This is a genomic window from Rhodococcus sp. IEGM 1354, assembly GCF_030056855.1.
In the GTDB taxonomy this organism is placed as follows: domain Bacteria; phylum Actinomycetota; class Actinomycetes; order Mycobacteriales; family Mycobacteriaceae; genus Rhodococcoides.
Genome location: NZ_JASHKT010000003.1, coordinates 276,811 through 296,777 on the forward strand (window position 1 = coordinate 276,811; position 19,967 = coordinate 296,777).

The 19,967-nt window shown below is 65.6% G+C and carries 23 protein-coding genes and 1 riboswitch; of the genes, 7 read left to right on the plus strand and 16 right to left on the minus strand.

Annotation, left to right across the window (positions count from 1 at the left end; genetic code table 11):
* Window positions 1-101 precede the first annotated feature (101 nt).
* Both QM588_RS08455 and QM588_RS08460 read left to right on the plus strand, forming a co-directional pair.
* Window positions 102-674, plus strand: a complete 573-nt coding sequence (locus QM588_RS08455) for a DUF6584 family protein (RefSeq protein ID WP_283312600.1) — start codon at window positions 102-104, stop codon at window positions 672-674.
* A 101-nt stretch (window positions 675-775) separates the two neighbouring features.
* Window positions 776-1,072, plus strand: coding sequence for a hypothetical protein (locus tag QM588_RS08460; RefSeq protein WP_032365867.1), 297 nt, complete (start codon window positions 776-778; stop codon window positions 1,070-1,072).
* 11 nt (window positions 1,073-1,083) lie between these two features.
* Here the strand turns inward: QM588_RS08460 and QM588_RS08465 are convergent, their stop codons facing one another.
* Together QM588_RS08465 and QM588_RS08470 are read right to left on the minus strand one after the other, a co-directional pair.
* The gene (locus QM588_RS08465; RefSeq protein WP_045842143.1) at window positions 1,084-1,383 is read right to left on the minus strand and encodes an ANTAR domain-containing protein; all 300 of its coding nucleotides are present in this window, start codon (window positions 1,381-1,383) and stop codon (window positions 1,084-1,086) included.
* An 88-nt stretch (window positions 1,384-1,471) separates the two neighbouring features.
* Entirely contained in the window at window positions 1,472-2,056 is a 585-nt protein-coding gene (locus QM588_RS08470) for a helix-turn-helix domain-containing protein (RefSeq protein ID WP_032373745.1), read from the minus strand.
* 111 nt (window positions 2,057-2,167) lie between these two features.
* Here QM588_RS08470 and QM588_RS08475 point away from each other — a divergent pair, with 111 nt between their 5' ends.
* The gene (locus QM588_RS08475) at window positions 2,168-3,292 is read left to right on the plus strand and encodes a hypothetical protein (protein WP_283312602.1); all 1,125 of its coding nucleotides are present in this window, start codon (window positions 2,168-2,170) and stop codon (window positions 3,290-3,292) included.
* Here QM588_RS08475 and QM588_RS08480 read toward each other — a convergent pair.
* The 5 genes from QM588_RS08480 to QM588_RS08500 form a co-directional block, all read right to left on the minus strand.
* On the minus strand, window positions 3,222-4,136 hold the full coding sequence (locus QM588_RS08480; RefSeq protein ID WP_283312603.1) for a pseudouridine synthase: 915 nt from the start codon (window positions 4,134-4,136) through the stop codon (window positions 3,222-3,224). The two genes, QM588_RS08475 and QM588_RS08480, sit on opposite strands and share 71 nt — an antisense overlap.
* Window positions 4,137-4,226: 90 nt before the next feature.
* The gene (locus QM588_RS08485) at window positions 4,227-5,222 is read right to left on the minus strand and encodes an NADP-dependent oxidoreductase (protein WP_283312604.1); all 996 of its coding nucleotides are present in this window, start codon (window positions 5,220-5,222) and stop codon (window positions 4,227-4,229) included.
* A gap of 11 nt (window positions 5,223-5,233) precedes the next feature.
* Window positions 5,234-5,659: an organic hydroperoxide resistance protein gene (locus tag QM588_RS08490; RefSeq protein WP_027495882.1), complete on the minus strand. Its 426-nt coding sequence runs from the start codon at window positions 5,657-5,659 to the stop codon at window positions 5,234-5,236.
* Complete coding sequence (locus tag QM588_RS08495) at window positions 5,656-6,114, minus strand: MarR family winged helix-turn-helix transcriptional regulator (RefSeq protein WP_032371321.1); 459 nt, start codon at window positions 6,112-6,114, stop codon at window positions 5,656-5,658. The genes QM588_RS08490 and QM588_RS08495 overlap by 4 nt, the downstream gene beginning before the upstream one ends.
* A 132-nt stretch (window positions 6,115-6,246) precedes the next feature.
* Entirely contained in the window at window positions 6,247-7,299 is a 1,053-nt protein-coding gene (locus tag QM588_RS08500; RefSeq protein WP_283312605.1) for an ABC transporter substrate-binding protein, read from the minus strand.
* Between the two features lie 246 nt (window positions 7,300-7,545).
* Here QM588_RS08500 and QM588_RS08505 point away from each other — a divergent pair, with 246 nt between their 5' ends.
* Window positions 7,546-8,637, plus strand: a complete 1,092-nt coding sequence (locus QM588_RS08505) for a 3-deoxy-7-phosphoheptulonate synthase (RefSeq protein WP_283312606.1) — start codon at window positions 7,546-7,548, stop codon at window positions 8,635-8,637.
* Window positions 8,638-8,648: 11 nt separating this feature from the next.
* Here the strand turns inward: QM588_RS08505 and QM588_RS08510 are convergent, their stop codons facing one another.
* A complete protein-coding gene (locus QM588_RS08510) occupies window positions 8,649-9,269 on the minus strand; it encodes an alpha-ketoglutarate-dependent dioxygenase AlkB (protein WP_283312607.1) in 621 nt (206 codons plus the stop codon).
* Window positions 9,270-9,327: 58 nt separating this feature from the next.
* Here QM588_RS08510 and QM588_RS08515 point away from each other — a divergent pair, with 58 nt between their 5' ends.
* Window positions 9,328-9,753 carry a VOC family protein gene (locus QM588_RS08515; protein WP_283312608.1) on the plus strand — a complete coding sequence of 142 codons (426 nt, stop codon included), beginning with the start codon at window positions 9,328-9,330 and terminating at the stop codon, window positions 9,751-9,753.
* A 19-nt stretch (window positions 9,754-9,772) separates the two neighbouring features.
* Here QM588_RS08515 and QM588_RS08520 read toward each other — a convergent pair whose 3' ends face one another.
* Together QM588_RS08520 and QM588_RS08525 are read right to left on the minus strand one after the other, a co-directional pair.
* On the minus strand, window positions 9,773-10,792 hold the full coding sequence (locus tag QM588_RS08520) for an AraC family transcriptional regulator (RefSeq protein ID WP_283312610.1): 1,020 nt from the start codon (window positions 10,790-10,792) through the stop codon (window positions 9,773-9,775).
* Window positions 10,789-11,961: a pyridoxal phosphate-dependent aminotransferase gene (locus QM588_RS08525; RefSeq protein ID WP_283312612.1), complete on the minus strand. Its 1,173-nt coding sequence runs from the start codon at window positions 11,959-11,961 to the stop codon at window positions 10,789-10,791. Before QM588_RS08525 ends, QM588_RS08520 begins: the two co-directional genes overlap by 4 nt.
* A 62-nt stretch (window positions 11,962-12,023) precedes the next feature.
* On the opposite strand from QM588_RS08525, the gene QM588_RS08530 reads away from it, so the two are divergent.
* Window positions 12,024-13,010 (plus strand): LLM class F420-dependent oxidoreductase, encoded by a 987-nt coding sequence (locus tag QM588_RS08530; protein ID WP_283312614.1) that lies wholly within the window; start codon window positions 12,024-12,026, stop codon window positions 13,008-13,010.
* Here QM588_RS08530 and QM588_RS08535 read toward each other — a convergent pair.
* The 3 genes from QM588_RS08535 to QM588_RS08545 form a co-directional block, all read right to left on the minus strand.
* Entirely contained in the window at window positions 12,991-13,752 is a 762-nt protein-coding gene (locus tag QM588_RS08535; RefSeq protein ID WP_283312615.1) for a DUF3239 domain-containing protein, read from the minus strand. The genes QM588_RS08530 and QM588_RS08535 overlap by 20 nt on opposite strands.
* A 40-nt stretch (window positions 13,753-13,792) precedes the next feature.
* Entirely contained in the window at window positions 13,793-15,448 is a 1,656-nt protein-coding gene (locus QM588_RS08540; protein WP_283312616.1) for a DNA repair helicase XPB, read from the minus strand.
* Between the two features lie 89 nt (window positions 15,449-15,537).
* The gene (locus tag QM588_RS08545) at window positions 15,538-17,829 is read right to left on the minus strand and encodes a helicase-associated domain-containing protein (protein WP_283312617.1); all 2,292 of its coding nucleotides are present in this window, start codon (window positions 17,827-17,829) and stop codon (window positions 15,538-15,540) included.
* Between the two features lie 61 nt (window positions 17,830-17,890).
* Here QM588_RS08545 and QM588_RS08550 point away from each other — a divergent pair, with 61 nt between their 5' ends.
* Complete coding sequence (locus QM588_RS08550) at window positions 17,891-18,079, plus strand: hypothetical protein (protein ID WP_008719333.1); 189 nt, start codon at window positions 17,891-17,893, stop codon at window positions 18,077-18,079.
* Window positions 18,080-18,157: 78 nt separating this feature from the next.
* On the opposite strand, the gene QM588_RS08555 is transcribed toward QM588_RS08550, so the two are convergent.
* The 3 genes from QM588_RS08555 to QM588_RS08565 all read right to left on the minus strand — a co-directional run bounded on the left by QM588_RS08555 (window position 18,158) and on the right by QM588_RS08565 (window position 19,853).
* A complete protein-coding gene (locus QM588_RS08555) occupies window positions 18,158-18,769 on the minus strand; it encodes a resuscitation-promoting factor Rpf1 domain-containing protein (protein ID WP_283312619.1) in 612 nt (203 codons plus the stop codon).
* Window positions 18,770-18,777: 8 nt separating this feature from the next.
* Window positions 18,778-18,986: riboswitch (cyclic di-AMP (ydaO/yuaA leader) on the minus strand.
* Between the two features lie 270 nt (window positions 18,987-19,256).
* Complete coding sequence (locus QM588_RS08560) at window positions 19,257-19,631, minus strand: YccF domain-containing protein (protein ID WP_027495895.1); 375 nt, start codon at window positions 19,629-19,631, stop codon at window positions 19,257-19,259.
* A 3-nt stretch (window positions 19,632-19,634) separates the two neighbouring features.
* Window positions 19,635-19,853 carry a hypothetical protein gene (locus QM588_RS08565; protein WP_027495896.1) on the minus strand — a complete coding sequence of 73 codons (219 nt, stop codon included), beginning with the start codon at window positions 19,851-19,853 and terminating at the stop codon, window positions 19,635-19,637.
* Window positions 19,854-19,967 lie beyond the last annotated feature (114 nt).

Consider the following 19,967-nt stretch of genomic DNA (forward strand, 5'->3'; position numbering starts at 1 on the left):
CGCACAGAGCCCCTTTCGACTTCGGTCGGGAGGGGCTTTGTCGTGTGCGGTTGTACCCACTGTCCCGTGACGGCGCGCGATTGCAACGTTAGGCTCGACAGGTGGATGTGATCGCTCGCGCGCAAGCCGATCTCGCACGTGGAGACACCATCGCCGCACGAAACGGGCTGCTCGACGCTTTGCCTCGCAACCCGTCGTCGCCGACGGTTCTGGAATTGCTCGCGTACACGTATCTCCTTCTCGGTGATCGTGCGGCTGCCGGTGCCGTGTGGTTTCTGACCGACAAGGCCGACGACGATCCGACGGCGTCCGCTGCGTTCGCGGCACTGCAGAAGCAGTACCGGTCGCCGCTGATGCTCGCCGGAGCGCTCCCCATCCACGCGCCCTCGGATTGGTATCCAGTGCGGGCTCAGATGCGCCTGGAACGACTGGGGGCCGCAATCGCAGCCAACGGGCAGAGCTGGATCCCACCGCGCGATGTCGTGTACTTCGACGAGGACGGAGTCGATTCCGACGACTTCTACGGCGCGCGCACCGTCGACGAGGACGATGCCGACGACGGGTTGGAAACGTCGAGCTACCGCACCGTGCGGCAACGTGCGATCGCAGCGACCATCGTCATTGCCATCGTTGCCACCTCTGCGTCGGTGGTGTTGGCACTCGTCTTCGGGTGATGGCGATTCTCGGAGGGGCGGTTCTCGAACGGGTCGCTCGAATCCGAGCGTAGAGTTCGTCGGAGGATATCGAGGCCGACGACCGAGGGCGACTTCATTTCATGGGCACAGCGAACGGCGCACCGTCACCGCGCGACGACAATTACGACGTCAATCTTGCCCAGGCGAGAGTGTTCGCGCGAGGACTGGCCGAACACATTCGGACGTGTTCGGCGGCCATCGAAATTGCGCAATCCAAAGCATTTCGGGCTCGCGCCGACCGTGCCGAGTCTCGCGCGAGGCAATTCGAGTCCGAGGCATCCACTCTGCGCACCGAGCTCTACGAGATGTATCGGCACATCGACGCGATGACGGCTCGATTCCCGGAACTGCGGACCGACCCGGCAGTGCGCGGATAGCGACCGCCGGATCAGACTGCGGCGGAACCGGTGACCAAGCCGAACGTGGTCTCGGCTCCACGCCGACCGAGCGCCGAACCCCACACCGAGTACACCGCGTCCGTCGTCGTGGACTGCTCGACGTCGCGCCCTTCGGCGACAGTGATCAGCGTGCGGGAGAGCTCGAACAGACTTACCCGGTGATTCTTCGCCGTGGTGAACAACTCGTCGATGGCGTCGGCCACCGAGCCACCGTGGATACCGATGAGCACTCCGGTCGCGATGTCGACGTCGGTACGAGAGGCGGGTGAATCGGGCAGTCTGTCGGTCATCTTTTTCCTCGAGATGGTGTTGTCGGTGCGGATGACCGAGTGGATTCTGCGTCGAGCGGGCTTCACTGTCTCACACCGACATGACTTTTCATACAGTCGGTTTCGCACGGACGTGCATGCGCTCGCCCTGAGGTCCGAACAAGCTCAGCAGCTCCACCGGTCGGTTACCGACTGCGCCGAACCAGTGCGGTACCCGGGTGTCGAATTCGGCGGCCTCACCGGCCTTCATCGTCAGATCGTGTTCGCCGAGAATCAGTCTCAGGGTTCCGTCGAGAACGTAGAACCACTCGTACCCCTCGTGCACCCGCGGGCGCGGCTCCTTGTCGTCGGGGCGAACCACCAGCTTGTATGCCTGTAGGCCACCCGGGCGGAGCGTCAGCGGAAGAATGGTCAGGTTCTCGCGCACGGTGGCCGTGGTGCGTACCCGGGGATCGGCGACGGGGGGAGCCGTCACCAGATCGTCGAGCGCCATCTGATGCGCGCGGGCGATCGGCCACAGCAGTTCGAGACTGGGTTTGCGGTCACCGGATTCGAGCCGCGAGAGCGTGCTGATCGAAATTCCGGTGGTGTCGGACAGCGCGGCGAGGGTGGTGTTCTTTTCCATTCGGATGCGCTTGAGGCGGGGGCCGAGGCCGGCAATGAGTTCGTCGAGGGTGGTTTCTGCATCGGTCATCGATCCATTGCAGTTTCGGCAAACGAATTTGTCAAGCTACTCACACGGGCGCGCGGGAATGCACAGGCGAAAACAGCCCGGAGGCGACGGCGGGAAGCTCATACTCGGTTGATGACCGCTCGTCCGGGGCGCCCGCAACGTACTGGTGTGGTCCGCGATGCCTACGGCAGTTCCGCGTCCGAGGCCTTCATGGTGGTGGCCATTGCAACGATTCTGGTCACCAGGGCGTATTTGGAGCTCACCCACTACCCGCAGGTCGGTGGCAAGTCGCTGCACATCGCGCACGCCCTGTACGGCGGGGCGGCGATGATGCTGGCTCTGTTGATCGGGTGGATGTTCATCGGGTTCGGCGTTCGGGTCTTCACCGTGGTGCTCGGCGGAATCGGGTTCGGGCTGTTTCTCGACGAGGTCGGCAAGTTCGTCACCAAGGACAACGACTACTTCTACGGCCCGTCGTCGGAGATCATGTACGTCCTGGTGGTGCTGCTGCTGGTGTTCAGCAGGATCGTGCGGGAGTTCCGCAGGCCCTCGCGGGACGAGTCACTGGCGAATGCGGCCGCGATCGCCGCCGATGGCGTCGCGCACGGTCTTCCCGAGCATCGGCGCGACTGGGCGCTGCGGATGGTGGCGCGAGCCGAGTCGGACGGAGCCGACCCGGACACCGTAGCCGGAATTAGACTGTTGCTCGGCACCTGCCGCCGGTCGACATCGCGTACCCACTCGATGCGCCAGTTCGTTCCACGGCTGATCCCCGCGTTCTTCACCAGTCCCCGTTGGGTTCCCGTCGTCGGCTGGGGGCTGGTCCTGATTTCCGGGGCAGGAGTCGTGTTCGGGATCGTCGAACTCGTCTTGGGTGACCTGCTGATCGATCGCCGAGACCTGACGATCGACGTCGACAGGATGGGCATCGCCAGCGGCATCCTGTTCGTCAGTGCTTGCATCACATTCGCCACGGCGCTTCCGGCGATGCTGCGGTGGCGAACGGACGGTCCCCTGTGGCCGTTGCGCACTCTCCGCGTGTCCGCACTGGTGTTCACTTTGCTCAACGCGCTCGTGGATTTCGCTCAGGAAGGGTTCGCTGCGCTGGGGAATGTGGCGGTCGGCCTGTTCGCGCTCGCGGTCATCTCGCACCGCATCACCGTCCGAGCCGACGAGATGGCCAGAATTACGGGATCGGTTGTGCTGCCGGAGGATCGAGACTCCGATTGCTCTCGAACCGTCGGACCACGCCGCTGAGCGGATCGACGAACTCGATGGAGCGAGCCAGTAGGCGGAGCGGATCGGAGTAATCGTCGTCGGCGACCTCGCGGAACGACGGGTAGAAGTTGTCTCCGACGATCGGGATTCCCAACGAGCACAGATGAACCCGAAGTTGATGCGTTTTCCCGGTGCGCGGGTGCAACCGATATCGACCGTACGACCCGAGAGTGTCGACCAGTTCGACGCGTGTCTCGGCATTGGGTTCGCCCGGTACCTCAACGGCCTGAAGAACGCCGCGTTCCTTGACGATTCGACTGCGCACCGTCATCGGGAACCGGAGTTCGCGAGCGAGTGGGGCGATGGCGTCGTACTGCTTGGTGATCGTGCGCTGAGCGAACAGCTCCTGGTACGGCCGGCGAGCCTGCTGTCTGACGGTGAACACGAGAACGCCTGCTGTCAGCCTGTCCAGACGGTGCGCCGGGCTCAGCTCGGGTAGGTCGAACCGGCGGCGGAGCAGGACCAACGCCGAGCGTGCGATGTACGCGCCTCGCGGCGTCGTGGCGAGAAAGTGCGGCTTGTCCACCACGAGCAGGTTCTCGTCGCGGTGCAGCACATCGAGGGAGAACGGCACGGCCGATTCCACCGGCGGGTCACGGTAGAGATATATGTCCGCGCGCGGGCCGGCGATCGTCGACGCGTCGATCGGTACGCCCGTCGCATCGACGACCTCCCCGCCGGACACCTTTTCGGTCAGCCTGGCCGCATCCTGCGGGAAGCGGGCACACAGATACTCGAGCACCGTTGCGCCGGTCGCGACGTCGGGCATCCGCACCCTGGTGGGGTCGAGGCCGTCGCGCAACGGAAGTGGGGCGGCAGGCATGCAACGACTGTAATCGGTACGCGCATGGAAACACCCCGGTCGGAATTCCCGACCGGGGTGTGGATTGCGGTGACGCCGTGCTGGTCCGATCTAGATGGTGACGACCATCTTGCCGGTGTTCTCGCCCTTCATCAGTCCGATGAAGGCGGCCGGAGCATTGTCGAGGCCTTCGACGATCGTTTCGTCGAATTCGATTGCGCCGCTTGCGAGCCATTCCGTCATCTTCGCGCGGAATTCCTCGGTGAGGTGCGCATACGAACCGACGATGAAGCCCTTGAGTGTCAGCTCTTTGCCGATCGCCAGCGCGAGGTTGCGTGGAGCGGGAGTCGGCTCGGTGGAGTTGTACTGAGCGATGGCTCCGCACATGGCAATTCGGCCGTGCTTGTTCATCGAACCGATGGCGGCTTCGAGGTGCTCGCCGCCGACGTTGTCGAAGTACACGTCGATGCCGTCCGGTGCCGCCTTGCGCAGCTGCTCGGCGACAGGGCCGTCGTGGTAGTCGAATGCCGCGTCGAACCCGAGCTCGAGCAAGCGGGCGACCTTGGCGGGAGACCCGGCACTGCCGATGACGCGAGAAGCGCCGAGCGCCTTGGCGATCTGGCCGACGAGTGACCCGACTGCACCGGCAGCGCCGGAGACGAAGACGACGTCACCCTCCTCGAACGAGGCAACTTCGGTCAGACCGGCGTACGCCGTCGTTCCGGTCATTCCCAGTGCGCTCAGGTATGCAGACGCCTTCGCGGCCGAGAGGTCGACCTTGCTTGCGCCGTTCGCCGGGACGATCGCGAGATCGCGCCATCCCTTGCCGTGCACAACAGCGTCGCCGGCTGCGAAACCGTCGGCCTTGGATTCGACGACCTCGCCGACGGCACCGCCGTCGAGCGGCGCATCGAGCTGGAACGGCGGGACGTACGACTTCACGTCGTTCATCCGACCACGCATGTACGGATCGACCGACATCACGATGTTGCGAACGAGGATCTGCCCGTCCTGCAGTTCGGGAAGGTCGACGACCTCCGCGCGAAAGTTGTCTTCGGTCGGCCAGCCTTCTGGGCGGGACGCGAGGTGAATTTCGTGTGCCTTCATGGTGTTTCCTCTTACTCGTCTTCGGTGACGGTGACGGTGACGTCGATGTTGCCGCGGGTGGCGTTGGAGTACGGGCAGACCTGATGGGCCTTGTCGGCCAGGGCCTGGGCGTTCTCGCGGCTCAGGTTCGGCAGAGTCACCTCGAGGGTGACTGCGAGCTGGAAGCCGCCTGCGTCGTTGGGTCCGATGTCGACGCGAGCGCCGACGGCCGAGTCGGTGACGTCGGCCTTGTCCTGACGCGCCACCATCTGCAGTGCGGAGTGGAAGCACGCGGCGTAGCCGGCTGCGAACAGCTGCTCGGGGTTGGTGCCGTTTCCGCTGCCGCCCATGGCCTCCGGGATGGCGAGATCGAGGTCGAGACGTCCGTCGGAGGTGCGGGCGTGGCCGTTGCGTCCTTCGCCGGTGGCGAGAGCTTCGGCGGTGTAGATGGTCTTCATGATTCTCCTTCTGTCGTGCGCGAATCGGTGTGATGCAGAGCGCTCGTCAATGCGTCGAGCGATTCCTTGAGCCTGACGAGATCGTCGACTCCCATGCCGGTCTTCTCGGCCAGCTTGCGGGGGAGGTCGAGTGCCTTCGCGCGCATGGCGCTACCGGTCTCGGTGAGGTGGATCTCGACCCGGCGTTCGTCGGTGCTCAGTCGTCGACGCTCGATGAAACCGAGACCTTCGAGTCGCTTGAGCATCGGCGAGAGAGTGCCGGTGTCGAGGTCGAGTTCGGCGCAGATCTCCTTGACGCCGCGCCCGTCCTTCTCCCACAGCACCAGCAGGACCAGGTACTGCGGATACGTGACGCCGAGCTCGTCGAGCATCGGGCGGTACACCGCGGTCGTAGCCCGCGATGCGGAGTACAGCGCGAAGCACACCTGACGATCGAGTGCGAGTTCGTTGGTCACGAGAAGAACGGTAGCGCACAGTTAAGTTGTGTGCAACCTATCTGCTCGATCTGAGTGGAACTTCGTGGCCTGCTACGAGTCGGGAGTGGAGCCTGCGGAACGACCAATCAGGCTCCGTCACTCACATGGGGGTCAGCTCTGCAGGGCGTTTTTCAGGCCGTCGAGCACGATGGTTGCCGCCGTGGGGCCGGCGTTGAGGTACCACGGGTCGTCGTCGACGCGCACGATGTGGTTCTGCGTTGCCGCGCTCATCCCGGTCCACAATGGATTGGTGGTGTACGACGCGGCGCTCGAATCGGCTCCCGCGTCCTGACTGGAGACGAATACCCAATCGGCGTTCGCCAATTGGATCTCTTCCTCGCTGAAGTCCTGCGAGGTCTTGTCGAATTGCTGGCTGGGCGGGCGCGCCAGCCCAGCGTCCGAGGCGATGAATCCCGCGAACGACGCGACGCCGAACACGCGGGCCCGGTCTGCGGTGAAGCGGACGAACGACACCGTCGGAGCGCCCCCGGATCCGCCGCCGTTGGAGACCGAATCACCCAGTGCGCGAGCGTCGGACGCGAATGTGTCCAGGAACCCTTGCGCCTGCTCGGTGCGTCCCAGTGCGTCCGCGAGAAGAAGGAAGTCCTGCTTCCAGTTCACGCCGGTGCCCTCGGTCAGTACGGTCGGCGCGATGGCCGACAGGGTCGGGTAGATGTCTTCCGAGCCGGTCTTGTTGGCCAGGATGAGGTCGGGTTCGGCGGCGGCGACGGCCTCGATGTCGACGCTCTGGCGGTTGCCCAGATCTGCCATCTGCGCCAGTCGGTCCGCGTACTGGGGGAACGAGAAGCTGATGTAGTCGGGCACCAGATCGGCTCCGTCGCCGTAGGCGGCACCGGTGGGGATCACGCCCAGGGTCAACGCGGCGTCGAGTTGGCCGGTGGCGATCACCACGATCTTTTTCGGTTCGGCGGGGATGTCGGTGGATCCGCCGAAATGCCCGACGGTGCGCGGGAACTCGCCGTCGGCAGCACCCGAACCCATCCCGTCGGGGATGCCGGTGGGGCCCGGTGCGTCCGATGCCGCGTCGGTGCTGGAGGTGGGAGAGGTGGCGGTGCTCGGCGTCTGCTCGCCGCTGTCGCCGCACGCGACGGTGGTCAGAGCTGCGACTGCGACAAGGGCAGTGGCGACGAGCAGACGTTTCACTTCGATCTCTTTCACCGAGCGGGCATGGATAGGTAACCCTAGCCTGGGGTCAGCACATGGATGCATCGCGGGAGAGTCTGTTACGGTGCTTTCCATGCAGCGCACGTATTTCTGGTTTAGCAGGCCGGCCCCGGGTGGGTCAGCCAGCGACGCCATGCGCTGACCTCCACCCCACGAGCCGGATACAGACCGGCTCGAAGTGCGCGTGGAGCATGCGGAGCCGGCCTGGGAACAGGAACCCCTCTCATGACGCTCTCCCTCGACACCCCGTCACTCGACGATCAGCGCACGATCAGTATCAGTCCGCTGGTTGCGCCGTCGGTCGTGCGCCGCGAGCATGCGGTGGACGACGCGATCTCGGCCAGTGTTCGTACCGGACGCTCCGGTGTCGTCGACATTCTCGACGGTCGCGACGATCGACTGATCGTCGTGGTCGGCCCGTGTTCGGTGCACGATACCGACGCCGCCTTGGACTACGCCCGCCGCCTCGCCGCCACGGCAGCCGAGCTGGGCGATCGACTGCACATCGTCATGCGGGTCTACTTCGAGAAGCCGCGGACGACGCTCGGCTGGAAGGGGCTGATCAACGATCCGCACCTCGACGGCAGCTTCGACATCAACGAAGGTCTTCGAGTGGGACGCCAGCTACTGCTGGACATCTCTGCGCTCGGCCTACCCGTCGGCTGCGAATTCCTGGACCCGATCACCCCGCAGTACATTGCGGACCTGGTCAGCTACGGTGCTATCGGAGCACGGACCGCGGCCAGCCAGGTGCACCGGCAGCTGTGCAGCGCATTGTCGATGCCGGTGGGCATCAAGAACTCGACCGAAGGTGACATCCAGGTCGCCGTCGACGGGACCCGCGCTGCGTCCGCGAGCCACGTCTTCCCCGGAACCGATCTCGACGGCAAGGCTGCCTTGATCAGGACCGTCGGCAACCCCGATTGCCACGTGATCCTGCGCGGCGGCGTCGACGGACCGAACTACGACGCCGAGTCCGTGACCGATACCGTTGCCCGCCTGCGTAAGTCGGGTCTGCCGGAGCGAGTGGTCATCGACGCCAGCCACGGCAACAGCCGTAAGGATCACAACAAGCAGGTGGACGTCGTCACCGACGTGGCCGCCAGGGTCGCGGCCGGCGAGCACGGAATCGTCGGGCTGATGCTCGAGAGTTTCCTCGTCGCGGGGCGTCAGGACCTCGAACTCGGCCACCGGGACGAGCTCGTATACGGCCAGTCCATCACCGATGCATGCCTCGACTGGGATACGACGGCAACGCAATTGGCCACTCTCGCGGCGGCCGTCGAGACGCGTCGGGCCTCGAACGCCGCGCGCTGACGCGTCGTGGATCAGCGAACCCCGCGCGGTCGAAATTGCACGCTGATGCGTGGACCGACCGCGCGGGTGGACTTGGGAATTGCATGCTCCCAGGTGCGTTGACAGGATCCGCCCATCACCACCAGGTCGCCGTGCCCGAGGGTGAATTTGAGAGAGGCACCGCCGCCGCGGGGGCGGAGCATGAGTTGTCTTGTCGCGCCGAGCGATACGATCGCCACCATCGTGTCCTCGGTGGCGCTGCGACCGATGTTGTCGCCGTGCCAGGCGACGCTGTCGGACCCGTTGCGGTAGTAACACAGTCCCGCGGTGGCGAACGACTCGCCGAGTTCGCTTCGGTAGTGGTCGTCGAGTGCATCGCGGGCCTCGTACAGTGCCGGGTGCGGCCAGTGCTCGCGTTCGGCGTAGTACCGAACCAGGCGCGGCACATCGACCACACGGTCGTACATCTGCCTGCGTTCGGCCCGCCAGTCGACGTCGGTGACCAGCGAGTCGAAGAGATCGCTGTCGGACAACCAGCCCGGGCGCACATCGACCCAGGCACCGAGTGTCAGCTCGCGGCGGGTGACGGACTGCAGTGACCCGACGCCACCGTCGTCGTCACCGAACAGCGAACCTTGCATCGCGAGCGACATGACTCGACTGTATCGAACAGGTGTTCCCATTGCCAGCGCCCGGCGGTATCGTGCTCGCATGGGTTACCGATTTCAGGTCGTCGTGGACAGTGTCGACCCGCATGCGCTCGCGACATGGTGGGCACAGACTCTCGGCTGGCAGGTCGAACCCAGCAACGAGGATTTCATTCGCGAGATGGTTGCGGCAGGCCACGCCCGAGAGGAGGACACAACCGTGTTCGACGGCGTTCTGGTGTGGCGAGCCGGCCAGGGCATCACCGATCCGGAATCTCCGGGCACCCCGCGCGTGCTGTTCCAGGCGGTACCCGAATCGAAGTCCGTGAAGAACCGACTCCATCTCGACGTTCGTGTCGGTGACGGACGCGAGGCGGTGGTGACCGAACTCGAAGGTCGAGGCGCGTCGGTACTGCATCGCGGGCAGCAAGGGCCCAGCACCTGGATCACCATGACCGATCCCGAGGGCAACGAATTCTGCGTCAGCTGATCGCCCCCCCCCGGGATGTCTATCGATACGCGCCGGGAGTCTGTCCGGTCCAGCGCTTGAAGGCCCGGCGGAATGCGCTCGGCTCGGAGAAGCCGAGGCGGGCCGAGATGTCGTCCACGCTGTCGCCGCGGCTCAACCCCGAGATGGCAGCATCGCGCAGAACCTCCTCGCGGAGCTGATTGATGGAGGTGCCCTCCTGACGGAGGACGCGTCGCAGATGCGGCGGGCTGATGTTGAGCATGGCCGCAATCTCTTCGGTGGCCGGCGTACCGCCTTTGAATCCGGTCTCCAGGGCCCTTCGAACCTGGCTCGACGCGGTGCTGTCGTAGTCCCTCGACGAGAACAGCAGGTTGGGTGACTCCGCAAGGTACTCGGCCAGTGTTGCTTCGGTCTGCACTATCGGGGCACGCATGAGCGCGGTGTCGAATTCCAGTGCGGCGCGGTCGGATCCGAACTGCACATGGGTTCCGAATATGGTGTCGTACATTTTTCCGGCCTCGGGCCCGGGCAACGCGTAGGGCAACTGAACCGACAGGAGTTTGACCCGGTTACCGATCAGCCACGCCGCGAATCGATGCAGCAGGATCAGCAGGAAGTCGGTCAGCAATCGTTCGGCGAGCTCGTTCGCTTCGGGGCTCAGGTCGGTCGTGGCTTCGACGTGCACCGTCAGGATCGTCGACTGCTCGGTTCGATCCAGCGTCATCGGTTTCACCGGAATGAGCACTCGCATGGTCTCGGACATTCGAATCAGCGCCGCCCACAGGTTCTCCGTGTGTATCAACGTCTGACACACCACGCGAAAGCTGCCGCGCCGCACGGGAACTGCGGCAAGTCCGAACAGTTCGTCGCCGGTCATCGCCCAGACGGCCTGGGTGAACGCGGTGACCTGTCGGGTGGTGAGCCGCTCCGCCGGGTCGGCGAGAATGGTGGTTCCGATCCCGGCCATCGACAACGGGTACGTCAGGTCCACTCCGCCGTTGGCCGCGAGGTCGACGGCTTGCCTGACGAAGTACGCCGGAATCGTCGGTTGCGCAGTCACAATCGCCGTAACCTCTCGGCGGCATCGGCGAGCACGTGGTCCTGCTTGCAGAAAGCGAAGCGCACCAACGAATTCCACGGCGCAGGCTCGTCGACGAAGGCAGTCACCGGTACCGCGGCGACGCCCACGAGATCGGGCAGGGTGCGACAGAACTCGTACGCATCACCGCGGCCGATCGGTGCGATGTCGGCACACACGAAATACGTTCCAGCACTGTGCTTGACGCCCGCGCCCGCCTCGATCAAGGCCGCGGACAGCATGTCTCGCTTGCGCTGCAGACCGTCGCGCATGGCGGCGATCCAGGCCTGCTCGTGCCCGAGTGCGTACGCGACCGCGGGCTGGAACGGGGTACCGCCGACGAAACTCATGAACTGTTTGGCGGCGCGCACCGCATCGATCAGCTCTTTCGGTCCGAGCGCCCACCCGGTCTTCCAGCCGGTGGCGTTGAACGTCTTCGCGGCACTGGACACGGTGACAGTCCGCTCGAACATGCCCGGCAGCGTCGCGATCGGGGTGTGCACGCCGTCGTCGAAGATCAGATGCTCGTACACCTCGTCGGTGAGCACGAGCAGGTCATGGGCGATCGCGATCTCGGAAATGCGGATCATGGTCTCGCGATCGAACACGGTGCCGGTGGGATTGTGCGGCGAGTTGACGATCAGCATGCGCGTTCGTGGGCTCACGGCCCGCGCGAGCGCGTCGGTGTCGACGGTCCATCCGTTGCCGTCGGTGACCAGGGGTACGGCCGTGCGAGTGGCACCGGCCAACGCCACAGCGGCCGCATAGGAGTCGTAGAACGGCTCGACCAACAACACGTCGTCGCCCGCCTCGATCAAGCCGAGCAGCGTCGCCGAGATGGCCTCGGTTGCACCTACGGTGACGAGAATCTGCGAATCGGGGTCGTATCGAAGTCCGAACCGCGCGAGCCGGTCGTCGGAGATGGCTGCGCGCAGGACCGGCATGCCCGGGCCGGGGGAGTACTGGTTGAGGCCGTTGGCGATGGCGTCGCGCGCGGCCTCGAGCATGGCCGACGGTCCGTCCGTGTCCGGGAATCCCTGCCCCAGATTGACGGCATTCTTCGCCACCGCGAGTGCGGTCATCTCGGCGAAAATGGTCGATGCGAACGGGCGCAACCGGGTCACTGTGCGCGACGGCAACATCTCGGACATTCCTGCAGCGTAGTTCACACAGCCGTCGCGAGCGTCGGGCCTGCGTCTGTACTGTGCCTGTCATGCGATTCGGAATGTTCGTGCCTCAGGGTTGGCGGCTGGATCTGGTCGGGATCGATCCGGCCCAGCAGTGGAGTGTGCTGCGCGAGCATGCCGTTGCCGCCGAAGCCGGACCATGGGAATCACTGTGGGTCTACGACCACTTCCACACCGTTCCCGTCGCGACGGACGAGGCGACGCACGAGGCCTGGTCGCTGATGTCCGCATTGGCCGCGTCGACCTCGCGTATCCGACTGGGGCAGATGTGCACGGCGATGTCCTACCGCAACCCTGCCTACCTCGCGAAAGTTGCTGCGACAGTGGATATCATCTCCGGCGGTCGGGTCGAGATGGGTATCGGCGGCGGGTGGCACGAGCACGAGTTCCGCGCCTACGGCTACGGATTTCCCTCTGCCGGTGAACGATTGGGTCGCCTCGACGAGGGCGTGCAGATCTTCAAACAAGCGTGGACCACCGGCGAGGTGTATCTCGACGGCAAGCACTACGAGATCGACGGTGCCGTGGTGCGCCCATTGCCCCTGCAGGAGGGCGGCATCCCGTTGTGGATCGCCGGTGGTGGCGAAAAAGTGACACTGAAGATCGCAGCGAAGTACGCGAACTACACCAACTTCGATGGAACCCCTACCGGTTTCGCTGCCAAATCGGCTCTGCTGCGCGATCATTGCGCAACTGTCGGCACGGATTTCGACGCCATCGTCCGCTCGGCCAACTACAACGTGGCCATCGGCTCCACTGAGGCCGAGGTGCAGGAGCGGCTACGCGCTCTCGAAGCTCGACTGACCGAACACGTCGGAGCCGAGAAGGCACACGAGGCATTGAGCGCATACCGCGGAATGCCTGCCGTCGGAACACCCGAGCAGATTGTCGAGAACCTGACCGAACTGCAGCAGCAGGGCATGACGTACGGAATCTTCTACTTCCCCGAAGCCGCCTACGACCGCTCCGGCATCGAACTTTTCGAGCGCGAGGTCATCCCGGCTCTTCGGTAGGTCGTTCCGCGGGCTCCACTCCCGGCTCTTCGGTAGGTCGTTCCGCGGGCTCCACTCCCGGCTCTTCGGTAGGCCGCGTCAGGTCCTCGGGCAGATCGGCGGGGTCCACGAGCAGCTGCTGGTTCTTGGCCTTGCGTACCTTCTCCGACAGTCCGATGTTGGCGTGCAGCAGTGCCCATTCGCCCTCGGTGATCTCGGCGGCGGCGCGTGCCAGGACGGCCGCGTCGGTGGTGCCCCAGGCGATCGGCATCGCAGACACCAGCTGCCAGGTGCGCCCACCGGTGTTACGGCCGCGATCGGCGAGCACCGACACCGCAGGCACCTCGGCGCCGCGTTCGACGGCGTGGCCGGGCAGCGCACGGACGACGCGCGTGATCAGAACGTAGTGCGGTTCGTCGACTCCGGGTTTCGCGACGTCGACCAGCGACAGCAACGTCGCGCCGCTCGGCAGCGTCTCGGCCACCACCGCCGGAACCAGATCGCCCCGGGTGTAGAGCGATTCGATGGATCCCATCTTCTTCGGTGCCCACACCATGACCCACAGGGACGTCGCCGCACCGATGCAGAACACGCCGCCGAGGATGTACGACCACGGCGTCGCGATCCAGAAGAACCAGACCCCCAGTGCCAGCAGGACCACTGCCGTGAGCGCCGCGGAGCTCCGCAGCCGGCGAAGTTCGGTGAACGTCTCGTTGACCGACTTCGCGTGGGCTACGTCTACTGGAAACTCGAATCGGCGCACACTGCTATTCCTAGCATGCCGCCGATCCCGACACGAAGCGTCAGATTGCCGGGCCGAGCAGGTCGTCGGCGTCGGTGATGCGGTATGCGTACCCCTGTTCGGCGAGGAACCGCTGACGGTGCGCGGCGTATTCGGCGTCGAGAGTGTCGCGCGAGACCACCGAGTAGAAGTGCGCCTGACCACCGTCGTGTTTGGGCCGAAGCAATCGGCCCAGTCGCTGGGCTTCTTCCTGCCGGGAGCCGAACGTTCCCGAAACCTGGACCGCCACCGATGCTTCGGGAAGGTCGATCGAGAAGTTCGCCACCTTGCTCACCACCAGCGTCTGGATCTCACCCTTGCGGAAGGCGTCGAACAGCACCTCGCGTTCCTTGTTCTTGGTCGAGCCCTGGATCACCGGCGCGTTCAGGGCTTCACCGAGTTCGTTCAGCTGATCGAGGTACGCGCCGATCACCAACGTCGGAGCGTCCTGGTGTTTGGCGAGGATCGATTTCACGACGGCGATCTTGGTGTGCGCCGTCGAGCAGAGCTTGTAGCGCTCCTCCGGTTCGGCGACCGCGTACGACATGCGTTCGGCGTCGGTGAGGGTGACGCGCACCTCGATGCACTCGGCCGGTGCGATCCACCCCTGCGCCTCGATGTCTTTCCATGGCGCGTCGTACCGCTTCGGGCCGATCAGCGAGAAGACGTCGCCCTCGCGTCCGTCCTCTCGGACGAGCGTGGCCGTCAAGCCGAGTCGGCGACGTGACTGCAGGTCGGCTGTCATGCGGAACACCGGTGCGGGGAGCAGGTGCACCTCGTCGTAGATGACCAGACCCCAGTCGCGGGAGTCGAACAGCTCCAGGTGCTTGTACTCACCCTTGGTTCGACGGGTGATGACCTGGTACGTGGCGATTGTCACAGGGCGGATCTCTTTGCGCTCACCCGAGTACTCGCCGATTTCCTCCTCGGTGAGCGACGTGCGAGCGATGAGCTCGCGCTTCCACTGCCTGCCCGCGACGGTGTTGGTGACCAGGATCAGCGTGGTGGCCTTGGCCCTGGCCATCGCCGCCGCACCGACCATCGTCTTTCCCGCTCCACACGGCAGGACGACGACACCGGAGCCGCCGGCCCAGAACGAATCCGCGGCCATCTCCTGGTAGTCGCGCAGCGTCCACTTGCCGCCCTCGGTGTCGAGCTCGATCGGGTGCGCTTCGCCGTCGACGTAGCCGGCGAGGTCCTCGGCGGGCCAGCCGATCTTGAGCAACATCTGCTTGACGTGGCCGCGTTCGCTCGGATGCACGATGACCGTGTCCTCGTCCACCATCGCGCCGAGCATGGGCGCAATCTTCTTGTGCCGCATCACTTCGGTGAGCACGGCGCGGTCCAGGCTGATCAGCACCAGACCGTGGATCGGGCTCTTGACCAACTGCAGCCGGCCGTACCGAGCCATCGTGTCGACGATGTCGACCAGCAACGGTTGCGGTACCGCATAGCGCGAGTAGTTGACCAACGCGTCGACCACCTGCTCGGCATCGTGACCGGCAGCGCGCGCGTTCCACAGCGCCAGCGGGGTGATGCGGTAGGTGTGTACGTGCTCGGGGGCACGTTCGAGCTCGGCGAACGGTGCGATCGCCGCCCGCGCTGCGCCCGCGAGTTCGTGATCGACCTCGAGCAACAGCGTTTTGTCGGACTGGACGATCAGCGGGCCGTCGGTCACGGTTCCTCCTAGAGACTTCTGCTGCGCCCGAAAGAGCGCAACTTCTCCATTGTCCACAGGTAGGGGCCCGCGTGCACGTGAGCGGTGACTCAGTCCACCAAGGCGACAGAGGTGATGCGGTGCAGAGTGAACCGTCGCACGCCCCCGGTGGCGGGGTCGAACGCGTCGAGTTGGCCGCCGCCGATGCTGATCGGATCGACGATGCGGTGGGTCGCGACGCCCTGCGCGTCGACGTACCCGATGCTGACGCTGCGCTTGACCTTCGCCGCTGTCTGCAGCAGCGTCATCGTCGCCGTGCTGCTCGCGCGAGATCCGTCGGCCCGCACCACCGCACCGCCGTTGCCCGCAGCGCGGTCTGCGGCACGCATCCCGCGTACCAACGACCCGAGCTGCTCGTCGGTGGGAACGGCCGGGGTACGGAACGTCTGGCGTGGCCGCCGCGCCGACACCCGCGAGCCGCGGGCTCGAAGATCGACGATCGTGCCGGACGAGTCCTCGCCCGCGGGCGCGAATCCGGCCCCGGCGAGTACCGACAGCACCTCGGCCAGCGGTGCCTGAGAGATCGCGACGGTCGGAGCGAGGGCGCGCAGGGCCAGCGACTCGGCGGCCGGAGAGGCCATCACCTCGGCGAGCAACGCCGGATCCTCGCACCGGACGAACGAGGCGGCCACGCCGGCGCGCAGCCGGCCGTGACGCCGAGCCACGTCGTCGATCAGATACGTCAGGGCCTGCGGAACGGGAGTGCGGGAATGGGTCGCGAACAACGAATGCAACTCCGAGGCCGTCAGGCCCACGTCGAGGGCCCGGCGCAGGCTCGTGTCGCTGATGCGATACATGGTCGCTGCGCCTGCCGACTCGACGTCGGCGACGAGCGCGATCCGATCCTGCAGATCCGGTTCGAGCGGCCCCGGTGCCACCAGAGTCAGGTCGGCCTGCACCAGCACGTAGTCGATCGGCTCGGGGAGTGCCGCGCGCATATCGGCCTCGGCGTTGCCGTCGTGCAGCAGGGAGCGTCCCGGCGTCGACATCGCGCCGCGCGCGACCACTCCCAACGCGGTCGCCTCGGCGATCACGTGCCCGACGGGTGTCACGCCGAACCGTCCGGACCACCGGGGTCGACGCCACGTCAGGGTGCGGGTGAGGTCGGCGGGCGTCGCGGCGTGCCCACTGCCGAGTTCGGCGAGCAGCTCCAGGATCATGCGTCGGTCCCGGGGCGCGGCCGGCGAGCGCACTTCGTCCGACAGTGCGGCAATGGGCTTGTCGTTGGGGTCTCGCATGCCGATCACCCACGGTGCTCGCGGGGTCTCGAGCCAGGCGGAGGCGAGAGTGTGCCAGCGGGCGGCCGGGGCGGCGGCGAGCCACGCGTCGACGGCGGGCGTCGGTGCCCAGTAGTCGTCGCCGGTGTCGGCGGAGGGGACGGGGTCCGGGGTTCCGCTGGAGATCAGGTGGGCGGCGGCGAGCAGTTCGACGACGATGCTCACGCGGTCGTCGTCGAGTCCGGTGGCCTTGGTGATCTTGCGCAGCTCGCGCACGCCGAGCCCGCCGGCCTTGAGGGCGGGAGCCGGCGACGCGGACAGCGCCTCGATGATCGCCACACAGTGCCGCCCGAGCTCGAGTGCCTCGCCCGCCGCGGCGGCGTCGACGTCGGTGAGCGCATGTGCCGTGGTGGTCAGCTTCGGCTCGGCGAGTGAGCGGGGATCCGTCATGGGCTCGCCGCGCAATATCTGACCGACCTGGACGGGGAGTTCGACGGTTTGCTCGTCCAACCAGATCAGCAGCCCTGCGGCGAGCAGTTTCTGCACGGGTCTGTCGGGTGGGGTACCCGGTGCGGCGTCTCGGGTACGGCCGGTGGGCGACGATCTGGCCAGGGTGTCGAGAAGATTGCGTTCGCCGTCTTCGAGTGCGGCCAGCGCTGTGGTGATGTGGGTTTCGGTGAGGGTGTCCACCGGGTCGAGAGCGCGGCCGATGCGCCACGGCACGGCGTCCGCAGCGGTGGCGCTGATCCGGAATCCTGCGGCGTCACCCCAGACGAGGAAGCGTTCGCGTAGTTGTGACAGCGCTTTGTCCACGGCCTTCGCCGGGGCACGCTTGGCGATGACGGACAGCAGAGTGGCCCTGGTGACCGGGCGCTCGTAGGCCTCTTCGATGGCCAGGATCTCGAGCACGGTCAGGGCCAGGGTGTCGAGGGTGTCCGCAGTGTGCAGGATCGACCGGCGTTGCTCGGCCCGGCCGGCGAGGACTGCCAGCGAGGCGGGCGGCGGCGCAGTCAGATCCGGACGCAACGACATGGCCTTGATCAGCTCCGCGTCGGTGCGAGCTGCGATCCACTGAGGCAGATCGGGAGGCATGTCGGTGTGTCGGGGCGCAGTCGTGTCGGTCATCGTCTATCAGATTAGAGACCTGGGCTGGTGCTCGCCGCAGGGCAGGTGTCAAAATGGGCCCATGGTGAACAAGTCGAAGAAGCCCTATGTCGATCCAGGCTGGCCGGAAACCGCTCGCGGTGACCACGCGGTGACCGAACTCTCGTCCGCTCGATCGGGTGGCTTGTCGCCCTTCGGCGAGGACACCGAGTTCCCGCTGCCCGTCGAAGACCTGCCCTACGCCCATCCGGTGACCGTCGTCAATCGCTGACAACGGCGCCCGAACACGAGAAAGCCCCCGACATCGTCACGATGTCGGGGGCTTTTCTCGTATGCGGCGGGTTCTTGCCTACTGGGGCAGGAACGCCTTGTTCGCCTGGTAGAAGCTGACGACCTGCGGATCGAGCTGGATGCCCTGCGCGGCGTTCTGGACGAACGACGCGATCTGGGGATCGTTGGTGATGTTCTGGACGGCGGTGACGATGCCGTTGACGACCTCGGCGGAAGCATCGATCGACGGGATCGACGTCAGATCGGGGAGGGCGGGAACTTCCGGTGCCTTGGGGGTGACCGGAACGCTGCGCTCGGTGGGTGCGCTGCTCAGACCGAGGCTCGAGGAGCAGGCAGGCCATGCGCCCCAGCCCTGCGAGTCGAGGACCTTCTCGGCGACTGCGATCTGCTCTTCACGGCTGGCCTGGTTGGCCGTTGCCGCGTACTGCTGTCCACCGTGTGCGTTCCAGGTGCTGGGGGAGAACTGCAATCCGCCCTGGAAGCCGTTGCCGGTGTTGATGCCCCAGTTGCCGCCTGCTTCACACTGTGCAAGGCGATCCCAGTCGGAATCCGGTGCCGCGTTGGCGGTGCCGGTGAAGGCGATGCCCGCGGTGCCCATGATGGCACCGGTGACGGCTACCTTTGCGACGGTCTTGCCAGTGGTGCTCGGCTTGCGATGACGTCCGCTCATACGAGTTGAAATCCTCTCCACACGCGCCTGCGAGGTCAGCTGTCGGGTTCGGGCTGAGAGGTAGCCCGGCCTTCTTGCTCTTCCATATCGGATGAGCAATTGGGCTTCACCCCAAGGGAACTAGGTGCGGCTTCGTGAGTCGCTACAAGTTCCCGGTTGTCCGTGGAGGACGTGGGTCCCCCGTCCTCGTCCCCTGGGTGATCGTCGAGGGTTGTTCCGGTTCCCGCGGGACGAGGTTTGGCGCTGCGGGCCGGAATTCGGCCGAACTTTCCGGCCGCTGCTGACCGTACTGAAATTCCCGGGTTACGTCACTATTTGGTAACTGTCGATTTTTTCGTGTGTCAGCGACCGTCCCGACGGTCTGATTCCGGTCGCTCGAATAGGCCCAGCTAGTGGCTGTTCTCGGTGATCGACCCCGTGCTGTTGCCGGTCTGTTACCGAAGCGTTATGTGACGGAAGTCACATCAACCGAGGGGGCCTCGAAAGGTCACCGAACCGCAACGATGTCTTTTCCCAGCGGCATCAGCGAGACCGGAATCAACTTGAGGTTCGCGATCGCGAGCGGAATACCGATGATCGTGATGGCCATGGCGATCGCCGTGACGACGTGTGTCAGCGCCAGCCACCACCCGGCGAGGACGAGCCACAGCACGTTGCCCACGAGGGCACCCGAACCCGCACCGGGCTTGTCGACGATCGTCGACCCGAACGGCCACAGGGCGTAGACGCCGATGCGGAACGACGCGATCCCGAACGGAATGGTCACGATCAGGATGCACAGCAGGAGTCCCGCGAAGAAGTAGCCGAGTGCGAGCCACAGTCCGCCGAACACGAGCCAGATGACGTTCAGGAGCAGTCGCATGATCTATCGCGCCCGTCGGCCGGAGAGCAGCGCGTACACCAGGGCGAGCACGAATCCGGCGGGTGCCGAGAACATCGCCGTCAGGTACAGGCCCAATGGCGGCTTGGCGTCGGAGAAGACCGGGAAGAACAGGATCGCGACGATGGCGACGAGGCCGATCGCGAACAGCACCAGCGCGATGCGCAGCAGTGCAGTACTTCGCTTGCGAGTAGATGAGTCCACACCACCACGGTAGTGCGCGGCGTTGCGTCGTGCGAAAAACCGGAATGCCCTATTCGGGGCCTGCGCGCTAGACTGGCGTATTCGCGTCCTGCGTTTTCGTGGGGCGCGAAACTT